This window comes from Vibrio sp. SCSIO 43097, assembly GCF_023650755.1.
Taxonomy (GTDB): Bacteria; Pseudomonadota; Gammaproteobacteria; order Enterobacterales; family Vibrionaceae; genus Vibrio; species Vibrio alginolyticus.
The window spans coordinates 1,472,453-1,492,236 of sequence record NZ_CP071841.1 but is presented as its reverse complement, the minus strand read 5'-3'; the positions used below and the strand labels follow the sequence as shown (position 1 = coordinate 1,492,236).

Here is a 19,784-nt window from a genome sequence, read left to right as displayed (position 1 = left end):
GCAAAAGCACCAATAAGATATTGAACAGAAGGGATTTAATCTTTCTCAAAGTCCGACCTAGCCTGATTTAATAAAACAATATGATGCAAGTATAGAGTATGCAGTCTGTTTATCGTTAGTGAAAACTTGGTCAAAAAAAGCCCGATTTACAATGTAAAACGGGCTTAGAATTTGATTAGACTAAATTATTTGTGCAGCTTGTAGAACACGGTTGAAAGTGGAGGCAAACGAAGCTCAAGTGATTGAGGCAGTGATTCACTTTCAACTTTTTCCGTTTTCACACTGGTCAGCACTTTAAAATCGCTGCCGCCGTATTTGCTGTCGTCTGTATTCAGTAGCAGTTCGTATTGACCTGCATTTGGAACGCCTAAACGAAAGCGCTCGTGTGGTACGGGCGTAAAGTTGGTGATGATCAGAATACGCTCACCTTCTTTACTAATACGCTCGTGCGCTAGGATGCTCGCATCCGCTTCGTCTTGTAGACGCCACTCAAAACCAGCAGGAACACAATCTTGATCGTGCATCGCAGCTTCATTTCGGTACAAGTGGTTCAAATCTCGCATCAGCTTTTGAACGCCTTGATGACGCTCGTATTCTAGCAAGAACCATTGCAACTGATCATCGTGGTTCCACTCCGCCGTTTGACCGATTTCCGCGCCCATGAAGTTCAGCTTTTTGCCCGGTTGACCATACATATAACCGTAGTATGCACGTAGGTTTGCGGTTTGCTGCCATTCATCGCCCGGCATCTTGTTATGGATAGAGCCTTTTCCGTACACCACCTCGTCGTGAGAGAGAGACAAGACGTAGTTTTCGCTGTGCGCATAAACCAGCGGGAAGGTGATGGTATTGTGGTGGTATTTGCGGTGAACAGGATCTTCTTTGATGTATGAAAGACTGTCGTGCATCCACCCCATATTCCACTTGAAGCCAAAACCTAAACCACCCATAAAGGTTGGCGCAGACACCCCCGGAAACGCCGTTGACTCTTCCGCAATCGTCATCGCATTCGGGAAGTGCTTGTACACTTCTTCGTTCATCCATTTTAAGGTTGCGATTGCGTCGTAGTTTTCGTTGCCACCATCGACGTTTGGAACCCACTGGTCGTGGCTACGTGAGTAGTCGAGGTAAAGCATCGATGCGACTGCGTCCACGCGAATACCATCAATATGGAATTGTTCAAACCAGTACAGCGCATTCGAGACAAGGAAGCGGCGCACATGTTCACGGCCTAAATCGTAAATGTAGGAGTTCCAGTCTTGGTGCCAACCGCGACGCGGATCTGGATCATGGAACAGAGGCGTACCATCAAAGTTCGCTAAACCATGATCATCCGATGGGAAATGCGCAGGAACCCAATCCAGCACTACACCGATACCAGCTTGGTGACACGCATCCACGAAGAATTTGAAATCATCAGGTGAGCCAAAACGGCTAGTTGGTGCAAACAAGCCAACAGGTTGATAGCCCCATGAACCATAGAATGGATGCTCAGACACAGGCATCAGCTCAACGTGGGTGTAGCCCATATCCACAAGGTATGGCACCAACTGCTCCGCGAGTTCGCGGTAGTTCAAGAAATCACCGTTCTCGTCGCGCTTCCATGATCCAGCATGTAGCTCGTAAAACGATAACGCTTCATCACGCTTTTGTGTCACTGCACGGTTTTGCCATTTCGCATCTTGCCATTGGTAACGCTTGTGATCGTAGGTAATGGATGCGAACGATGGGTATTGCTCAGAGTAGAAACCCCAAGGGTCTTGTTTGTGTGGCAACCCTTCCCCATTTGGCCCTTTGAGCTCAAATTTGTATTGTACCCCCTCTTCCAAACCAGGAATGAATAGGCCCCAGATACCGTAGTCTAAGCGTTGCATTGGATGACGACGGCCATCCCATTGGTTGAAGCAACCCACAAGGCTAACAGCAGATGCATGTGGTGCATAAACAAGGAAACGCACACCAGAGATGTTTTCACCGCCACGCTCTAGCGTGACAAAGTGCGCGCCCATGTAGTGATACATGTCTTTTGGCGTATGCAGATGCTCGTACTCTTGGTAGATATTGTGGTACTGGTACGGGTCATCAATAATTTGTTCAACACCATTCCAATCGACCGCTAAACGGTAGTGGGTCAGGTGTAAATCGCGTTGTTCTTTTAAGATGAAACCGCTGTCGCCATCACGCTCAAGCGCCACGCGAGGTTCACCATTAACAAGCAGTTCAACCTTGTTTGCGCCCGGCATCCAAACTCTCAGCGAAGCTTCGTCGTCAATGAATGGACCCAGCGCCGCAAATGGATCTGAGTAAGCCGCCTCAGCAAGCAGTTCGTATGCGCGTTCGTGTTGTTTCTTTATTTTCTTGGTTTTGGTGGTTTTCAAATCTTTCTCCCTAGAGCCAACATCCTTTTCAAGACCAGAGATCTGAATCAAACATCGGTTTCTCCACAGCCAACGTTGTGAACTCACAAAAAGACTCCGCTTCTCACGTTCGTTGCGTAAACGGCGTCAAAATACAAAAATGCCCGCTATTGTCGCGGGCATAATAACGGTACTTCATCCTAACGGATTGTGTTTTAGGAATGAGTGACCTAGACGGAACTTTCGTACCTCTGAGCTAACAAAATTGGTAATCAGCTCGTCCATCTACGCCACTCTAGGCATCTTACTTACTCGCCTGTGCGCGAACTTCAGTAAGGCGTTTAGAAATACGATTCACATCTTCACGGCTGAAGATTTCATCTAGGTTCATCGACAATTTACGACGCCAGTTTGGATACTCATCCACCGTACCAGGAATATTGACAGGTTGATCCATTTCTAGCCAGTCTTCAAGCTGAACGCTAAGCAGTGCAGAGTCACCCGCGGCTACGTGCAGTTGCAGCGCTTCGCTTAGGTATGAATCCATTGGCACGTACTGAGCATCATGACCAATGCCTTCTGGCAGATAGCCATGCCAGCGAACACTGTCTAGAATGCCTTGTTTGCACTTCAAGCGGTCAGCGAATAGGCCTTCCAACTGCTGCTCATCAGGGTACAGACCAATCTCACGCCCCATCTTCAAGTCATCACAGTGCCAGAAACCGCGTAGTGTTGGCATATCGTGCGTACACAGCGCAGCCATAGACTGCTCAGCGTAGTGCTTCGGAGAAATAAAGCCACCGTCGTCTTTTGATGTTTCGAAGAAGAAGACTTTGTACGAATGCACACCCGCATCACGAAGGATATCAACGATTTCATCAGGTACAGTACCCAAGTCTTCACCGATTACAGAACACTGATGACGGTGAGATTCCAACGCTAGGATTGCTAGCATGTCTTCCACTGGGTAGTACAAGTATGCGCCTTCTGTCGCTTTCTCGCCTTTTGGAATCCACCAAAGGCGAAGCAGGCCAAGTACGTGGTCGATACGCAATGCACCACAATGCTTCATGTTAGCACGTAGCAATTTGATGTAAGCGTCGTAGCCAGTCGCTTCTAAAACCTGAGGGTTAAGCGGAGGCAGACCCCAGTTTTGGCCTAGTGGACCAAGTACATCTGGTGGTGCACCGATGCTTGCATCCAATACTAGCGCGCCTTCATCAGCCCATGTTTCACTACCAGAATCAGCAACACCAACCGCAAGGTCACGGTACAAACCCACAGCCATGCCTTTTTCTTCGGCTAGCGCTTGCGCTTCTTTGATTTGATCGTCTGCGATCCATTGCAGGTACATGTACAAGTGAACACGATCTTGGTTATCCTTGATGTACTTCTGAGTACCAGCTGCGTCGAATGTGCGGTATTTCTCAGGGAATACAGGCCAACCCCACATGTTTGCATCTTCTGCATGTAAATCAGCATGAAGTGCATCGAATGCAGCTTGATGTAGCAAGCTGTCGCCGCCTTTTTCAACAAAGTCCAAGAAGGCACGAGCGCGATCGGTGTTTTTGTCTAAATGGCGAGCTTTAAACTCACTGAATAGTAGCGGAAGAACGCTCATTTTTAGTTGCGAAACTTCGGTGTAATTCACCCAATGAGAGTCTCGTGCTTTTTGTAAACGTTGTTGGAACTCTGCGCTACCAACACGCTGTTGTGCTTCTGCACTTAGCGCGAATTCAGGTACAGAGCTTACGTCGATGTACATGATGTTCAACCAACGACGAGAAGACGGGCTGTATGGGCTTGCCCCTTCTGGATTCGCAGGGAACAGCGAGTGAATAGGGTTCAAGCCAATGAAGTCACCGCCACGAGAGGCAATATCACTCACCAGTTGTTTTAGGTCGCCAAAATCACCGATGCCCCAGTTATGCTGAGTACGCAGTGTGTAAAGCTGGATACTAGGACCCCATAGCTTTTTGTGTTGGTTTAGATCGTCTTGTTTGAAACACGCTTTCGGCGTAATGATCAATGACATCTCGTAAGGTGTTTTACGACGCTTACGACTGATGATCAGTTTGTGATAACCCCAAGCCAAGTTCTTTGGCAATGCAAACACTAGAGGGCCACCCTCAGCACGCTCATCACGAACAATTTGGGACTGAAGATAGCCTTCAAGTACCTCTCCTTGTTCTGTTTCTAAACGCCAGCTGAATTCACTCTCACGAGCACTCGTACCTAGGTTTAGTTCCACTTCGACTGGTTCGCCGTCGCGTAAAACAAGAACAGGGGCTAGTACGTCTTTTTTATGTTTCTTTTCAGCAGAAGCCAGTAGTTTTTCATCACTGCTAGTATCGTAGCCAAGCGAAGCGAGCAAGCGGCGTAGCGTCTCCTCAGACACTTTAGCCTCATCTCCCCAAGCACTGACATAGCTATCAGCCAATCTCGCCATTTCCGCGACTTTCTTTAATGCTGTTTGTTCTTTCATCGCTTTCTCCGAAGGTAATACCAACACCTTCCATGTAGGGTTTTATTGTTATCAATAACTTCTTTTGGAAAATGACCAAAGGTAGCGCTTGGCTACCTTGGTCTTAACTAGGTTCTATTAGCGTTTCACCGCTTCAAGTTTCCAGATATTGTTCACGTAGTCTCGGATTGAGCGGTCTGACGTGAACTTGCCAACAAGGGCGGTATTAAGAATGGCCTTCTTCGCCCAGCCAGCTTGATCTTTATATTGTTCGCTCATGTCTTCGTGCGCTTTCACATACGATGCGAAGTCCGCAAGACATAGGTATGGGTCACCGCCATCCAGCAGGCTATCGTACGTTGCACGTAGTAGGCCCGGTTGACCTGGAGTGAATTCTTCACCCAGTAGTAGGTCCATGGACGCTTTGAGTAAGTGATCCGCATTGTAGTAATCAAATGGGTTATAACCTTGAGCTTTCAGCGCTTTCACACCTTCAACATCTAGACCGAAGATATAGATGTTCTCATCGCCTACTTCCTCACGAATCTCAACGTTTGCACCATCCATTGTACCGATAGTTAGCGCACCGTTTAGCGCCATCTTCATGTTACCTGTACCTGATGCTTCTTTACCCGCTAGCGAGATTTGTTGAGAAACGTCAGCCGCAGGGATAATGATTTCAGCCATGCTCACGCGGTAGTCAGGGATGAATACCACTTTCAGCTTGTTACCGATGCGAGGATCGTTGTTCACCTTGTCTGCAATCTTATTGATTGCGAAGATGATTTCTTTCGCTAGGTGGTAACCCGGTGCTGCTTTTGCTGCGAAGAACACAACGCGTGGCGTACACTCAAAACCTGGTTCATTAAGAATACGGTGGTACAGAGACAGTACGTGTAGCAAGTCTAGATGCTGACGTTTGTACTCGTGCAGACGCTTGATTTGAACATCGAAGATTGCATTAGTATCGAGCTCGATACCCATGTTCTCTTTCACCCAAGTTGCTAGGCGTTCTTTGTTCTCTTTCTTCACTGCCATGAATTCTTTTTGGAATGTCGCGTCAGTAGCGTACTTCGCAATACCTTCAAGTTGCTCTAGTTTCGCTGGCCATTCTGGGCCGACTTTCTCAGTGATAAGCTGAGACAGACCTGGGTTACAGAACTTCAACCAGCGACGTGGCGTAATACCGTTCGTTACGTTGTGTAGACGTGTCGGGTACATTTCGTGGAACTCTGGGAATAGGTCTTTCTTAACCAATTCAGAGTGAAGTGCTGCTACACCGTTTACTGCGTAAGAGCCGATTACACATAGGTTTGCCATACGAACCATGCGGTGGAAACCTTCTTCGATGATAGAAAGCTTCTGTTGCTTCGCGACATCACCCGGCCACATTGCACGTACGTCTTGTAGGAAGCGGTGGTTGATCTCGTAAATGATCTCCATGTGACGTGGTAGCAGGTGCTGGATTAGCGACTCTGGCCATGTCTCTAGTGCTTCTGGAAGTAGCGTGTGGTTGGTGTACGCAAATGTCTTAGAGCTGATTTCCCAAGCCGCTTCCCAAGCTAAACCTTTTTCATCCATCAGGATGCGCATTAGTTCAGGAATCGCAATCGTTGGGTGTGTATCGTTAAGCTGGATAGTCTCTTGCTTAGGTAGATCCGCTAGCGAGTAGCCCGCAGCTTCGTGGCGACGTAGGATGTCACGTACAGACGCTGCTGAGTGGAAGTACTGCTGCATTAGACGCAGTGTTTTACCTTTCTCGTGGTTGTCGTTCGGGTAAAGCACTTTAGTGATGTTACCTGCGTCGATCAGTGCGTGCTGAGCTTCGAAGTAATCACCATTGTTAAAGCTTGCTAGTGAGAATGGTGCAATCGCCTGACATTCCCAAAGACGTAGCGGGTAAACCGTGTCTGATTCGTAACCCACAATTGGAAGATCCCAAGGCATTGCTCTTACTGTCATGCCTGGTACCCATTTGCGAACCTCTTTACCGTTCTCGTTAATCACTTCAACGTGACCGTAGAAACCGATCTCTTGCGCAAGTTCTGGACGCGCAATTTCCCAAGGGTAGCCTTCTACACCGCGCCATGCGTCAGGTGCTTCTTGCTGGCGACCATCTTTGAATGACTGTTTAAATAGACCGTATTCGTAATGTAAACCATAGCCGACAGTTGGGAATTCTTGTGCCGCACATGAATCCATGAAACACGCAGCCAGACGACCAAGGCCACCGTTACCCAATGATGGGTCGCGCTCTTCTTCTAGCAGATCAGTTAGGTTGTAACCCAGTTCAGCCATTGCTTCTGTTACTTGTTCATACAGACCCATGCTGATTAGGTTGTTACCCGTCAAACGACCGATAAGGAATTCTAGCGAAAGGTAGTTAACGCTCTTCGCACTTTTAATGCGTGGATCTTCTTCTGTCGCAAGCAAATCTAGAGTAGTAAATTCAGCCAGAGCATGCCCCATTGCTAGGTACCATGCGCGGCTGTCTGCGTTTTCAATCGTATGAGCGTAAGTTACAGATAGGTGTTTCTTTACGCTTTCTTGGAACGACTTCTTGTCAAATTGTTTTTGTTGAGTAGGTTTCATTACGAAATTCTCACGTCTTTTGGTAATTCATCTGCCATACATCGTGCATTTACCTCTGTGAATAAACATCCTCCTAATTCTCATCCTTTGAAGGAGGAGGGCTGAGGGCGTAGAGGGGGTACCATTGCTAGGTTAGTGATCCAAATCTCAACAAAGTGAACTTTGCACCAGTTCTTAGTGATTTTGATCACAATGGAATGTGAGAAAGGTTAAAACCCGTTCATGACGCTTTTTATAGTCCACTCATCTGATGATGTGAAAATTGTAATATCGGTCACATTAACTCGGTCAGCGTAGAAGAACTTTTCGTAATCTATGTGCAACGCGATCTTAACGCTAACGAAACAAACGATATTTAAGTGACGACAATCACAAATAAAGGGCGTAGTTGATGGTAAATCCATCAACCCTTGAGAATTAGGAAGTGGATCAAAGTAACGAACATTTCTGATGTCGTAACATCCCACTCAGCTCACAGGATTGTACGCTTTTTATACAAACTAGAATTAGGCGATGTGAGTTATTTCTAGTTTTCGCTAGCTTTTATATCTAAGTGACCGTATGGAATGGTTTTTCAGACGGACGCAAGCCCCAACAGTAGCGACATTATCCGGCATTCAAACAGTGTTTTTGATGCTGATGACATCATTCAGTAAGACGGCTTTCAAGGGGGCTTTACAAGAATGATCACGTTGCTGTCATTTGGGTATACATAAATAAGGACATAACTACTAATGTGGATTCCATCTAAGCTTACTCGACCAGGACGCCTGCACAATGCCATCGTGCGCCCACGAGTGTTGGACTTACTACAGCAAGCGCCTTACTACAAATTGGTTTTATTCCGATCCCCAGCAGGTTACGGAAAAACGACAATGGCAGCGCAGTGGCTATCCGATAAGCCAAACGTCGGTTGGTACAGCATTGATGACAGCGATAACGACGGCTTTCGCTTTGTAAACTATCTGCTTCAAGCATTAAACAAAGCCACCAACTTCAGTTGCGCTAACGCACAAAAACTGGCGGAAAAACGTCAGATCTCGTCTTTACGCTCCCTATTTAGCGAAGTATTCGCTGAAATGGCTGACTTTCATCAAGAGTGCTACGTGGTACTTGATGACTACCATTTAATCACGAATGATGAAATCCATGAATCCATGCGTTTCTTCTTAAAGCACATGCCAGACAACCTCACCGTTGTGGTAACCAGTCGTGCAGCGCCGCCTCTGGGCACTGCAAACTTACGTGTTCGTGATTTAATGATCGAAATCGGCAACGAGATGTTGGCGTTTGATACCGAAGAAACCACTCGCTTCTTTAACCAGCGTATCGCCGATGGTATTGATGAAGACATGGCGAACAGCCTAAGAACCTATGTTGAAGGTTGGCCATCGGCGATGCAGTTGATCGCATTACAAGCCCAACATCAAAACCGCACATTGGCACAAACTGTAGAGTCGGTATCGCAGTTCAATCACGCGCACTTGTGGGATTACTTGGTCGAAGAAGTGTTTGACTTACTCGATCACGAAACTCGTCACTTTTTAATGCAAGTATCCGTGCTTGACCACTTCAATGATGAGTTAGTGTTTGCCCTTACCCAACGCGAAGACGCACTGGGAATGATTGAATCGCTTAACCGTTACGGCTTATTTATTTACCCGCTCGAAGGGGAACAGAACTGGTTCCGGTTCCATAACTTATTTGGCGAGTTTTTATCTCATGAGCGCCAAGCTCGTATTCCTCAGCAAGAAAAAGATCTCCACCGCAATGCTGCTATCGCTTGGTTACAACAAAAAGCACCACACCAAGCGATTCATCATGCACAAAAATCGAATGATAAGGACTTAGTGGTAGAGATCCTAAACGAATTCGGCTGGAAGATGTTTAACCAAGGCGAACTCAGCACACTGGAAAGCTCAATTAACAAGTTGGACGATGATCTGTTGTTCAGCCACCCAAAACTTACGATGCTCCGAGCATGGTTGGCTCAAAGTCAGCATCGTTATAACCAAGTGGGCCACCTGCTTGAAGAAGCGGAAGAGGAACACAAAAAGCGTAACATTGCGTTAGATATTCATTATCAAGGTCAAGCAAACGCGTTGCTTGCTCAAGTGGCTATCAACAGTAACCAACCAGAAAAAGCTCTCGAATTAGCGGAGTTAGCGCTTAGCCAACTTGATAACACAATTTACCGTAGCCGAATTGTGGCGACTTCGGTTGTTGGTGAAGTTAACCACGTGCTAGGTAAACTAGACCGTGCTTTGCCGATGATGCAACAAACTGAAAAGCTAGCTCGTCAGTATCAGGTATATCACCAAGCGTTATGGGCAATATTGCAGCAAAGCGAGATTTTAATTGCACAAGGTTACGTGCAAGCTGCCTTTGAACTACAAGATTCCGCATTCCGTCTGATTGAAGATCAGCAGCTTCAGCATGTTCCTCTTCATGAATTTTTGCTGCGTATTCGCGCGCAAGTACTTTGGTGCTGGAACCGACTTGATGAAGCGGAAGAATGCGCGTACAAAGGTCTGCAAATTCTCGAAAACCATTCACCAAGCAAGCACTTACATAGCTATTCGATGTTGGCGCGTATTGCGATTGGACGCGGTGAATTAGACAAAGCAGGTAAATTCATTGAGCATATACAGCACTTGATGAAACAGTCGACTTATCACGTAGATTGGACTGCAAACGCTTCACTATCGTTGATTCTATTTTGGCAAGCGCGCGGGAATACCGATGCAATGCAAGAATGGCTCAATACTGCGGTTCGTCCTGAATCGGCATGCAACCACTTTTCTCAATTGCAATGGCGTAACATTGCTCGCGCCCACATTAACTTAGGCCAATATACCGACGCTCGTGCTGCGTTAGATTTTCTCCAAGGTGAAGCTCGTCGCACTAACCTAATCACAGATACTAATCGCAACTTAGTGGTTGAAGCGGTCCTTTCTGCTCGCCAAAAAGATGAGGAGCAAGCCAAGGCTCTGTTAAAAGAAGCATTAGTAATGACGAACCAAACTGGCATGGTCGGAAACTTCCTGATTGATGGTGCAACCATTGGCGGTCTGCTGGAGAAGTTGAGCCTCCGCCATGAACTGGGCGATCTTGAGCGTCACCGTGCTCAACAGTTAATGAAGGACATTTCATCGAATCAACGTAGCCGGTCGATTCACTTTGATGAAGACTTTATTGAAAAGTTGGTGAATCACCCTAATGTGCCAGAGCTAGTACGTACTAGCCCATTAACACAACGCGAATGGCAGGTTCTGGGGCTGATTTATTCAGGCTTTAGTAACGAGCAAATCGCACAAGAGCTGGATGTGGCAGGTACGACAATTAAAACCCACATTCGCAACCTGTACCAAAAGCTTAATATTGCTAATCGTAAAGAAGCCATTGTGACAGCTGAAAATTTGCTACAGTTAATGGGATACTGAACTGCTAGATAAACGGGTTAAAACGTAAAGTAAAACACAAGGGTTGGCGTAACACGTCAGCCCTTTTTTATGACTGACAGTAAGAGAAGTGCAATTTGCAAAGCACGTAAGTAACGTTGTTCATATAAAAAAATAGCCAACCGCAATAATCGCGATTGGCTTATATTTAGTGTGAACAAATTGTATTCACTAACAACGTCAGTTGGCTAGGTGACCCTCGGCTTAAGAAGGGTCGAGCAGTATTATGCATTAATCATGCCAAAATGCAAAGACTTATTTTTGGGCACAAGATCTCATATAAGCTGGATTTATTCACGCGCAAATTATCAAAATGCAATTTGATAATGCAAATTGCAATTGCACAATGCAACCAAGATTGATAATTGATAGTAGAGTTAATCATCTCAAAAATGTAAACCAAGCATTAAAAGCTCGTTACGGCGGCATTGTCTCTTGGCGGGTAATAAAGATAGGCAATAGATTGGATATAAAACCAAGTAGTTACAGCACTATTTCATACTTTTTTCATCGCAATGTTTGTATACTCTCTGCCATCGAAACGACTTAGCATTAGAGCAATGAACTATTTAATTACTTTCTTCAAGGGAATCGCCATGGGTGCAGCAGATGTTGTACCTGGTGTATCTGGCGGCACCATCGCGTTTATCACTGGTATTTACGATACGCTGCTTGAAAGCATTCGACGCATTAACCCCTCACTTTTCTCTATCTGGCGAAAAGAAGGGGTTAAAGCCGCGTTTAATCACATCAACGGATTCTTCCTAATCGCTCTGTTTGCCGGCATTTTCACCAGTATTGCAACGCTAGCAAAGTTGATTACTTGGCTTCTTGACACACACCCGATCCCACTTTGGTCATTTTTCTTTGGTCTAATTTTGGTCTCTGTGTATCACATTATTCGTCAGGTTGAGCAACGCGATCTTGTCCGCTTTGTCATTCTGCTCGTTGGTGTCGGGTTTGCTTATAGTATTACTGTGCTCAAACCTTTACACATGGAACCAACGGCCACTAACACCTTATTCGCTGGAGCTATCGCGATTTGTGCGATGATCTTGCCGGGTATCTCTGGCAGTTTTATTTTGCTGCTGATTGGCATGTATGCTCCTGTATTAGCCGCAGTGAAAGGTTTTCAAGTCGATACATTAGCGCTATTTTTGTCTGGCTGCGTGATCGGTTTACTGTCCTTCTCTCACTTATTGTCGTGGTTACTACGCAAGTTCCGTGATTTCACCCTGATGTTTTTGACTGGATTAATGATTGGTACGTTGCCAAAGATTTGGCCATGGAAAGAAACCATCACTTGGCGCACCAATTCGAAGGGCGAACAAGTGCCATTGCTACAGCACAACCTATCACCATTTGAATTTGAACACGTGACATCACAACCTTCTCAGTTAGTACTTGCTGTCGTAATGATGCTTGCAGCCATTGCTCTGGTTTTGGGTCTAGAGAAATTCGCAGATTCAGATAAATAACTTTGGTATCAAACACATACTGAACCAAATAAAAACGGAGCCAATTGGCTCCGTTTTTATCTATTGGCTAAGGGCAAAAACATCTCAATTGAAAACTCTGCTGTATTTGATGCAATAAAGTCCGTCGCATTACTAAGAAGCTGGTCACCGAGGTATAACGCACAATTTACCGAGGTCACGAGTTGGCGAGCGGCGCATCTGTGCTACGATGCTCGTAATGTTAAGTGATAAATGCTGAACCTTAATGAAACTGTTACAAATCGCCGCTGTTTCAGCCGCATTAGTTGCGGGATTTTATGCCCCGACTCTAATAAAAAGCTTTTCTTCTTCCACTCAAAGCAAGTCAATAGATGAATACTGCTTTCTCTCTACAACCTCTTGCGTCCAAGAAAATGTTACGATGACGCTAAACTCAGAAACTGCTCAACCCTTGGTTCCTACCACTCTAAATGTTGAGTGGCATACAAGCGATGCTAAGCAACTCATCCTAAGTCTTTCAGGAAGAGAAATGGAGATGGGTGAGCCTAAGTTTTTGCTGAAGCAAATCGCTCCTGGCCAATATCAAGGTGACATCATTCTCCCGGTTTGCACGGAGGATGCAATGACTTGGGTTGGTGAACTCAGTGATGGAGAGAATACCGTTTACCCTGCTATAAAAATGCAAAGATAAGGAATCGTTATGAGCCACAATTGGTCCCTATTTCTCGTAGCTGCTTTCGCACTCGGGTTTGGCGTAAAGAGCTATTTAGATAATCAGAAAACGAAGCCAGAGCAAGTGGACAGTTCCACCTCTCAACAAACGGTATTGTTTGGGGAAAATAACCAAGCCGTCAATATCTTCGATGTGAATGACCCTCGCATCCGAGTCGTCTATTTTGGCTTTACTCGCTGCCCAGACGTTTGCCCAACTTCTCTTGCAATGCTGGCAGGAGCACTGAATCAAATTGACGACGCGCAAAAAGCACAACTACGCCCGATGTTCATTTCTTTAGACCCAGAGCGTGATGAGGCCGATGCATCAGCAAAATATGCCCATTACTTCCATCCAATGATTGAAGGCCTATCGGCACCACTTGATGTAACGACACCTTTGGCACACAACTATGGTGTCATTTTCCGCAAGACAGAATTGGAAGGCTCAGAACTAAAATACACGCTGGATCATAGCTCTTACTTTTACTTCTTGAAGCCGGATGGCACGTTAATCACTAAAGTACCGCATACGCTCTCACCGGCACCGATTGTTGAAGCCATTTCAAAACTAACGACCGAAGACTCTTCAAATGACGGTTAAGTCAGTGCTGAAGCAATTTTTCAATTTCCTAACTCATACCAACCCCAATATCGAACAAGACGTCGATACGATCATTGACGCCATTGGGGGCATAGAGAACCTGCTAGAAACTGGTGCATGTGCGACTCGGCTGCGTCTTACCCTCAGAGCGACGTCCGTCATCGATAAGAACGCACTCAAGAATCATGGCGCGCATGGCGTCGTGATATTGGATGATCGTCATGTCCAAATCATATACGGCTTAAAAGCCAACACGTATTCGCAGATTATGGAAGAGCGCATCACAAAACAAAGTTAATATTTTTGCAGTATAGCTACCCTCTTTAAAAAAGGGCGGCTATACTCTTTTGGCTTAATTAACTCACTTATTTATTAACCAACGAAGAGGACACAAGATGATTGTATTGAATAACACTAACTGGGCATCGCAAGGGTAACCCTAACAGCACCAACTCTGTGGCATAGCCACAACTCCCCTTCTCTGCCCGGTCTTCACCGGGGTCAACTCTATCCGAATTAGACCCTAATGCGATTTGTATTAAGGCGCTTTGTTGCGTCTGGGATAATTCAATAATGAATCAAACACATACTTTTTGTGACACATTAGTTTCAACTTCAAACCCTCTAAAACAATTGGGTTGGAAACCATTTTTTCAGCAACAACTGACATTAGACGATTACGACAACACTATCTTTGCTCGTGTAATTGCGCATCACCGAAGTGGTTATTTATTGGCAACAGAAACTGGGCAAGTTCATCTTAATGCCCACCATTCTTTACCCAATATGACCGTCGGAGACTGGGTAATCTTAAATGAAGATCAGCAATTTGTTCGCTTACTGGATCGCTTGAGCCTCTTTAGCCGCAAAGCCGCTGGCAGCAAAGTGGTAGAGCAACTTATCGCAGCCAATGTGGATACAGTGTTTATCGTCTGTTCCCTTAACGACGACTTCAATTTAAGTCGTATTGAACGCTATCTTGCCTTGGCTCATGAAGCCGAAGTCGAACCCGTCATCGTGCTTTCCAAAGCCGATTTGTGTGACAATACTGATGAACTAAAAAGCCAAGTACAGAAGCTCGACCCTCTATTAGCTATAGAGACAGTCAACGGCTTAGAAATAGAGAGTGCTTCTAAACTCATGACCTGGTGCAAAGAAGGACAAACCCTCGCTTTTATCGGTTCTTCAGGCGTTGGCAAATCAACTCTTGTTAATGCATTACTCGGGCAACAAGAACAGGCAACTGGGCATATTCGTGAAGACGATAGCAAAGGGCGACATACAACTACATCGCGCTCTATCCATCTATTACCTGATGGCGGCATCTTGATTGATACTCCGGGAATGCGCGAGCTTCAACTAGCAGATTGTGAATCGGGGGTCAGTGAGGCATTTTCTGACATTGAGGCGCTCGCTCAGCGTTGTCGCTTTGGCAATTGTAAGCACCAAACTGAGCCAGGCTGCGCAGTTCAAACTGCGATTGCAAATGGCAAACTGGAGGTTCGTCGTTTCAATAACTATCAAAAACTATTGCGAGAACAAGCCTTTAACGGCGCAACTTTGGCAGAGCAACGAGCACAAAGTCGACGATTCGGTAAACTTGCTCGCAATGCCATGAGTGATAAGCGCAGGCGCCAACAAAGTTATTAATTTGTTGCGTTTGAGTTGTCAATAAAATCAAAGGAGACGAAAGTCTCCTTTTTAACAACTTTATTAAAAACCATTACTCATAACTAATGATAATTTTCAACATAAAAATCTTATTTAAATAACATTGAGCAAACATTTAATCCAAAAACAAACTAAAACTAGACACAAAATATTACCAAGCTAAGATATGTGATATTCAGCAAGAAAATGGCTGAATTTATAAAAACAGGATAATTGATAATCATGTGTCTTAGTGACCAGAAGCAATGCTCACCCCTTGTAATATAAGGGCATTATCGCCGTGTAATGATGGACTATTGCCCTGCCACTCTGGCATAAAATTGCAGGAATGATGTATGCAACACAACAGCCTCGTTGCCCGATATGCTCGTGGTAACCTCGTCGTCCAGATCCTTGTCGGTATCGTCTTTGGTATTTTGCTCGCGACAATTTCTCCAAGCCATGCCGAAAGCGCGGGATTAATTGGTAGCCTTTTTGTCGGCGCGCTTAAAGCGATCGCGCCAATTCTTGTGTTTATTTTGGTTGCCGCTTCAATTGCAAACCAAAAGAAAAACCAACACACTTACATGCGCCCAATCGTTGTACTGTACCTGATGGGTACATTCTTCGCGGCGCTATCAGCAGTGGTTCTAAGCTTCCTTTTCCCGACCAATTTAACGCTTGTCACCGGCGCTGAAGGTGCAACGCCTCCTCAAGGTATTGCTGAAATTCTACGCACACTGTTGTTTAAACTGGTCGACAACCCAGTAAATGCACTAGTAGAAGCAAACTACATCGGCATTCTTGCTTGGGGTGTGGGTCTGGGTCTTGCACTACACCACGCATCGGCAACAACGAAGGCCGTATTTGAAGATCTAAGCCACAGCGTGTCTCACATTGTGCGCTTTATCATTCGTCTTGCACCATTTGGTATCTTTGGCTTGGTTGCTTCAACGTTTGCGACAACGGGCTTTAGCGCACTAGCAAGCTACGCACACCTTCTGGCGGTTCTTCTTGGCGCAATGATGATCATCGCACTCGTTGTAAACCCAGCGATCGTGTTCGTTAAAACCAAACAAAACCCTTACCCACTTGTATTCCGTTGTCTACGTGAAAGTGGTGTAACTGCGTTCTTCACTCGTTCAAGTGCGGCGAATATTCCAGTAAACATGGCACTATGTGAGAAGCTAAAACTGGACGAGGATACATACTCAGTATCTATCCCTCTAGGTGCGACCATCAACATGGCTGGTGCTGCAATCACTATCACGACGCTAACGCTTGCAGCTGTGCACACTATGGGTATCGAAGTTGATCTACTGACTGCGCTACTTCTAAGTATTGTAGCTGCGGTTTCTGCATGCGGCGCATCAGGTGTTGCAGGTGGCTCTCTACTACTTATCCCACTTGCGTGTGGCCTGTTTGGTATCTCAAACGACGTAGCAATGCAGGTTGTAGCGGTTGGCTTCATTATCGGTGTGATTCAAGACTCTGCTGAAACTGCGCTAAACAGCTCAACAGACGTTGTCTTTACGGCAGCAGTTTGTAAATCAGAGCAGCAAAAAGCTCAGTAAGACTGACAGAACAAATAGAAAGGGGAGCCGATGATGGCTCCCCTTTTTTGTTTAATTGCGCTCAATTATGCGGTGACCAGAGCCACTTCTTCAATCGGGAAGTGTTTGCTTGGTTCAACAAACTCTTGCTGCGCCGCGATAGTTTGCAGCTCCCATTCGCCTGCATGGTAAGTGGCGCTTAACACCCCGTAACACGCGTCGTGACAATGTTGGAAAGCTTGTTTAGGAGACCAACCTTTCAGCAATCCTGAAGTGAAGATCGCCGAGATAAGGTCGCCCACGCCAACAGGTTGTTTAGCAAACTCAAATTGAGGACGCTTCGCAAGGTAAATGCCTTCTTGCGTAGCCAGTAGCATGTTAAAGCTGCCATTTTCTAGGCAGTAAAGGTGCTTAACTAGCACAACTTTTGGACCTTTCTCTAGCGCACGTTGGCATGCGGTGATCGCATCGTCTAGTGAGTGGATTTCCATCTCAGCAAATTGACTTAGCTCGAATTGGTTCGGAACGATCACGTCCGCCATTGGCATCAAACGCGTTAGAAGATTTTCAGCAATGCCCGGAGCCACAATGCAGCCTTTGTCTGGCGCGCCCATCACAGGGTCGCAAACGTAAAGTGCGTTCGGGTTCGCTTGCTTCACTTTCGTCACGGTATCTTCAACAGCAAGGCACTGCTCTGCGCTACCTTGGTAGCCCGTCAATACCGCTTGGCACTTTTCCAGCACGCCGATGTTACCAAGTCCACGAACTAACTCGCTGATGTCTTCAGCCGCAAACGCTCGCCCAGTCCAGCCTTCTTGATACTGCGTGTGGTTAGAAAATTGAACGGTATGAATCGGCCATACTTCGAAACCCATGCGTTGCATTGGGAAAACGGCACTGCTGTTACCAGCATGACCAAAAGAAACATGAGATTGTATAGAGAGGATACCTTGCATAGTACCTTACCTCTTATTGTAGTTATCGATAGTTCAAAGACAGCGGCAAGCGCCAGTTTTGCGAAACCAGTAGTGTATCCGACAAACCAAGATTCTCTAACTCAATTCTCCTCAATATCTTCAGAGTAAGTTGGCGCGCTGGTTTTCAACACCATCTTCTTAATTTCCATTTTGTCTTTATTCAGTGCGATTTCTAGGGTATCTCCTTCCCTTATCCCGAGCTGAGCCAGGATTGCGCTTGGAATGACTACGGCGGTATCGCCACCGATTTTAACAGGTTGACTTATCATCTTTCGTCCTCCAAATGTCGAAAATGAGTTTTCACGTCATTGGATGTCTAGCCTCAAATGCATTGAGCTGACTTGGATTGGCGTAACATTTTAAAGACAAAAGAAAAGCCTCAATCTTGAGGCTTCTGGATAAGATAGGTTATGGCTGAAGGAAGTTTTGAGTGAAATCGAGCGCATCTTTAGAGAGTTTTTTTTCGTTGGGCGATGTGCTTGCCTGACCTTCTGCTGTTACCGTTGTCATGTTAGGCTGAAAATCTAGTGTTGATGCCTCCTCCCAAGCTTCGGAGGCGTCTTTATTCTCATCATTCAACACCGCATTGAGCTCCTCTTCCGCAGGAAAATACGCTTCGCGTTTGTACACTTTGTTAAGGGCTCGAATAATAGAGTGCTTTCTCACCATTCCTGAGGCCAGCTTTCTTTGCAACGGCTTCGCTATGGACTGCAATCCAACGACAACATCAACACCAATATTGGTTGCCACTTCATCACGTAACGTACGCGCAGGTTGGTAGCCCATATTGGCAGCAAGAAACAGCCAAACGTAAGCAATTGCATTACCCGTTTTACCTTTATCCTTCCACGCTTCGCCAGCATGATACATCGCTTTAGCACTGCCACCTTCCGCGGCCCGTTCCAGCCAGTAGCAACCTTTAACCATGCTTTTTTCTGTACCAATGCCATTTAGGTAACATAAGCCGACTTGGATCTTGCCATCTGCACTGTCTTTTTCCGCCGCTTTCATAAACCAGTAAAGCGCATCTGCACTGCGTCCTGCACTATTGTCTGGTGAAAGCTGCCATTCCCCCATATAAATCATGGCATCAATGCAGCCTTCTTCGGCGGCAGTTTCAATCAGTTGGTTACCTTTTGGGATATTTTTTTCAGTTCCTCGACCAAAGACCAAGGCCTTGCCCGTCGAAAATTTCGCTTCGGTATCCCCTTCCATTCCCGCAATTGCGGTACGCCAGAAGTTTGCCTGCTCTTTTAAAATCACATCTTCGCGCATGCGTTCACTTAAGCGAACAATGCCGTACATCCCCGTCACATTGTCCAGTTTAGCGGCTTTATCATACCAATACAGCGCTTGACGAATGTTGTCCTTTTCGGCTTCTTTCGCTAGAAATAAAATGGTGGGGATATGCCCGGTTTCTGCTTTGAACTCTCGCTCTTTACGCTCTTGCTCTCGCGCTTTATGCATCGCCTTTCGATAAGCGGCTTCGCGAGCTTTCCTCTCTGCCTCGAGTCTCTGTTTCCGCATCGACAACGAGATCATCCACACAAATATCAGGACGAGTGAAAGGCCAGTTGCCGCAATGGCAATGCCCATACTACTCATAAATAGCCTCTTTTGGTTTCAGGGCCCAATTCAACTCCCTTTCAGGGAAATCTTATGATTACGCGCCGACGTAACGCCGACTACCTTCATTATATAACGACCACTTAGCGAAAATCTGAAGCTTGCGAAGACTTAATGGCGGTATTTTATTCAACATCACTGCAACTTATTTTTAAAAGAAAAATATAGCCCTCATTTTTATAGAACTTAATCACGGTTTTGGGGCTGAGACATTCTCATCCCCTATCATCCCCCCTTACTCATCCCATAAAAATTTACATTTTAATGGTGTGCAGAATCTCTCACTATGCGCCTGTTTTATTATTTAATTTGTGAACAAAATCGACTGTGAC

At 45.8% G+C, this 19,784-nt stretch carries 13 protein-coding genes; 7 read left to right on the top strand and 6 right to left on the bottom strand.

The features are described 5' to 3' along the window. Positions 1-185 precede the first annotated feature (185 nt). The 3 genes from glgB to J4N40_RS23040 all read right to left on the bottom strand — a co-directional run bounded on the left by glgB (position 186) and on the right by J4N40_RS23040 (position 7,413). On the bottom strand, positions 186-2,378 hold the full coding sequence (gene glgB, locus J4N40_RS23050; RefSeq protein ID WP_373921116.1) for a 1,4-alpha-glucan branching protein GlgB: 2,193 nt from the start codon (positions 2,376-2,378) through the stop codon (positions 186-188). Positions 2,379-2,661: 283 nt separating this feature from the next. Then, positions 2,662-4,842, bottom strand: a complete 2,181-nt coding sequence (gene malQ, locus J4N40_RS23045) for a 4-alpha-glucanotransferase (RefSeq protein WP_005374838.1) — start codon at positions 4,840-4,842, stop codon at positions 2,662-2,664. A gap of 117 nt (positions 4,843-4,959) precedes the next feature. Further along, positions 4,960-7,413 (bottom strand): glycogen/starch/alpha-glucan phosphorylase, encoded by a 2,454-nt coding sequence (locus J4N40_RS23040; RefSeq protein ID WP_005374836.1) that lies wholly within the window; start codon positions 7,411-7,413, stop codon positions 4,960-4,962. A 734-nt stretch (positions 7,414-8,147) separates the two neighbouring features. On the opposite strand from J4N40_RS23040, the gene malT reads away from it, so the two are divergent. The 7 genes from malT to sstT all read left to right on the top strand — a co-directional run bounded on the left by malT (position 8,148) and on the right by sstT (position 16,870). Then, positions 8,148-10,856: an HTH-type transcriptional regulator MalT gene (gene malT, locus J4N40_RS23035; RefSeq protein WP_005374834.1), complete on the top strand. Its 2,709-nt coding sequence runs from the start codon at positions 8,148-8,150 to the stop codon at positions 10,854-10,856. Positions 10,857-11,434: 578 nt separating this feature from the next. After that, positions 11,435-12,352, top strand: coding sequence for a polyprenyl-phosphate transporter (locus J4N40_RS23030; protein WP_025768640.1), 918 nt, complete (start codon positions 11,435-11,437; stop codon positions 12,350-12,352). A 244-nt stretch (positions 12,353-12,596) separates the two neighbouring features. Then, a complete protein-coding gene (locus tag J4N40_RS23025) occupies positions 12,597-13,022 on the top strand; it encodes a hypothetical protein (RefSeq protein ID WP_025768641.1) in 426 nt (141 codons plus the stop codon). Positions 13,023-13,031: 9 nt separating this feature from the next. Beyond that, the gene (locus J4N40_RS23020) at positions 13,032-13,646 is read left to right on the top strand and encodes an SCO family protein (protein WP_005384635.1); all 615 of its coding nucleotides are present in this window, start codon (positions 13,032-13,034) and stop codon (positions 13,644-13,646) included. Continuing rightward, the gene (locus tag J4N40_RS23015; protein ID WP_250654544.1) at positions 13,636-13,944 is read left to right on the top strand and encodes a PTS sugar transporter subunit IIB; all 309 of its coding nucleotides are present in this window, start codon (positions 13,636-13,638) and stop codon (positions 13,942-13,944) included. The genes J4N40_RS23020 and J4N40_RS23015 overlap by 11 nt, the downstream gene beginning before the upstream one ends. A gap of 275 nt (positions 13,945-14,219) precedes the next feature. Further along, the gene (rsgA, locus tag J4N40_RS23010; protein WP_005384642.1) at positions 14,220-15,296 is read left to right on the top strand and encodes a ribosome small subunit-dependent GTPase A; all 1,077 of its coding nucleotides are present in this window, start codon (positions 14,220-14,222) and stop codon (positions 15,294-15,296) included. A 356-nt stretch (positions 15,297-15,652) separates the two neighbouring features. Then, complete coding sequence (sstT, locus tag J4N40_RS23005; RefSeq protein WP_005374821.1) at positions 15,653-16,870, top strand: serine/threonine transporter SstT; 1,218 nt, start codon at positions 15,653-15,655, stop codon at positions 16,868-16,870. A gap of 65 nt (positions 16,871-16,935) precedes the next feature. Here sstT and pdxY read toward each other — a convergent pair whose 3' ends face one another. The 3 genes from pdxY to J4N40_RS22990 all read right to left on the bottom strand — a co-directional run bounded on the left by pdxY (position 16,936) and on the right by J4N40_RS22990 (position 19,431). Beyond that, the gene (gene pdxY / locus J4N40_RS23000; RefSeq protein ID WP_250654543.1) at positions 16,936-17,805 is read right to left on the bottom strand and encodes a pyridoxal kinase PdxY; all 870 of its coding nucleotides are present in this window, start codon (positions 17,803-17,805) and stop codon (positions 16,936-16,938) included. Between the two features lie 101 nt (positions 17,806-17,906). After that, positions 17,907-18,095: an AbrB/MazE/SpoVT family DNA-binding domain-containing protein gene (locus J4N40_RS22995; RefSeq protein ID WP_115386839.1), complete on the bottom strand. Its 189-nt coding sequence runs from the start codon at positions 18,093-18,095 to the stop codon at positions 17,907-17,909. 139 nt (positions 18,096-18,234) lie between these two features. Next, positions 18,235-19,431 carry a tetratricopeptide repeat protein gene (locus J4N40_RS22990; RefSeq protein ID WP_115386840.1) on the bottom strand — a complete coding sequence of 399 codons (1,197 nt, stop codon included), beginning with the start codon at positions 19,429-19,431 and terminating at the stop codon, positions 18,235-18,237. Positions 19,432-19,784 lie beyond the last annotated feature (353 nt).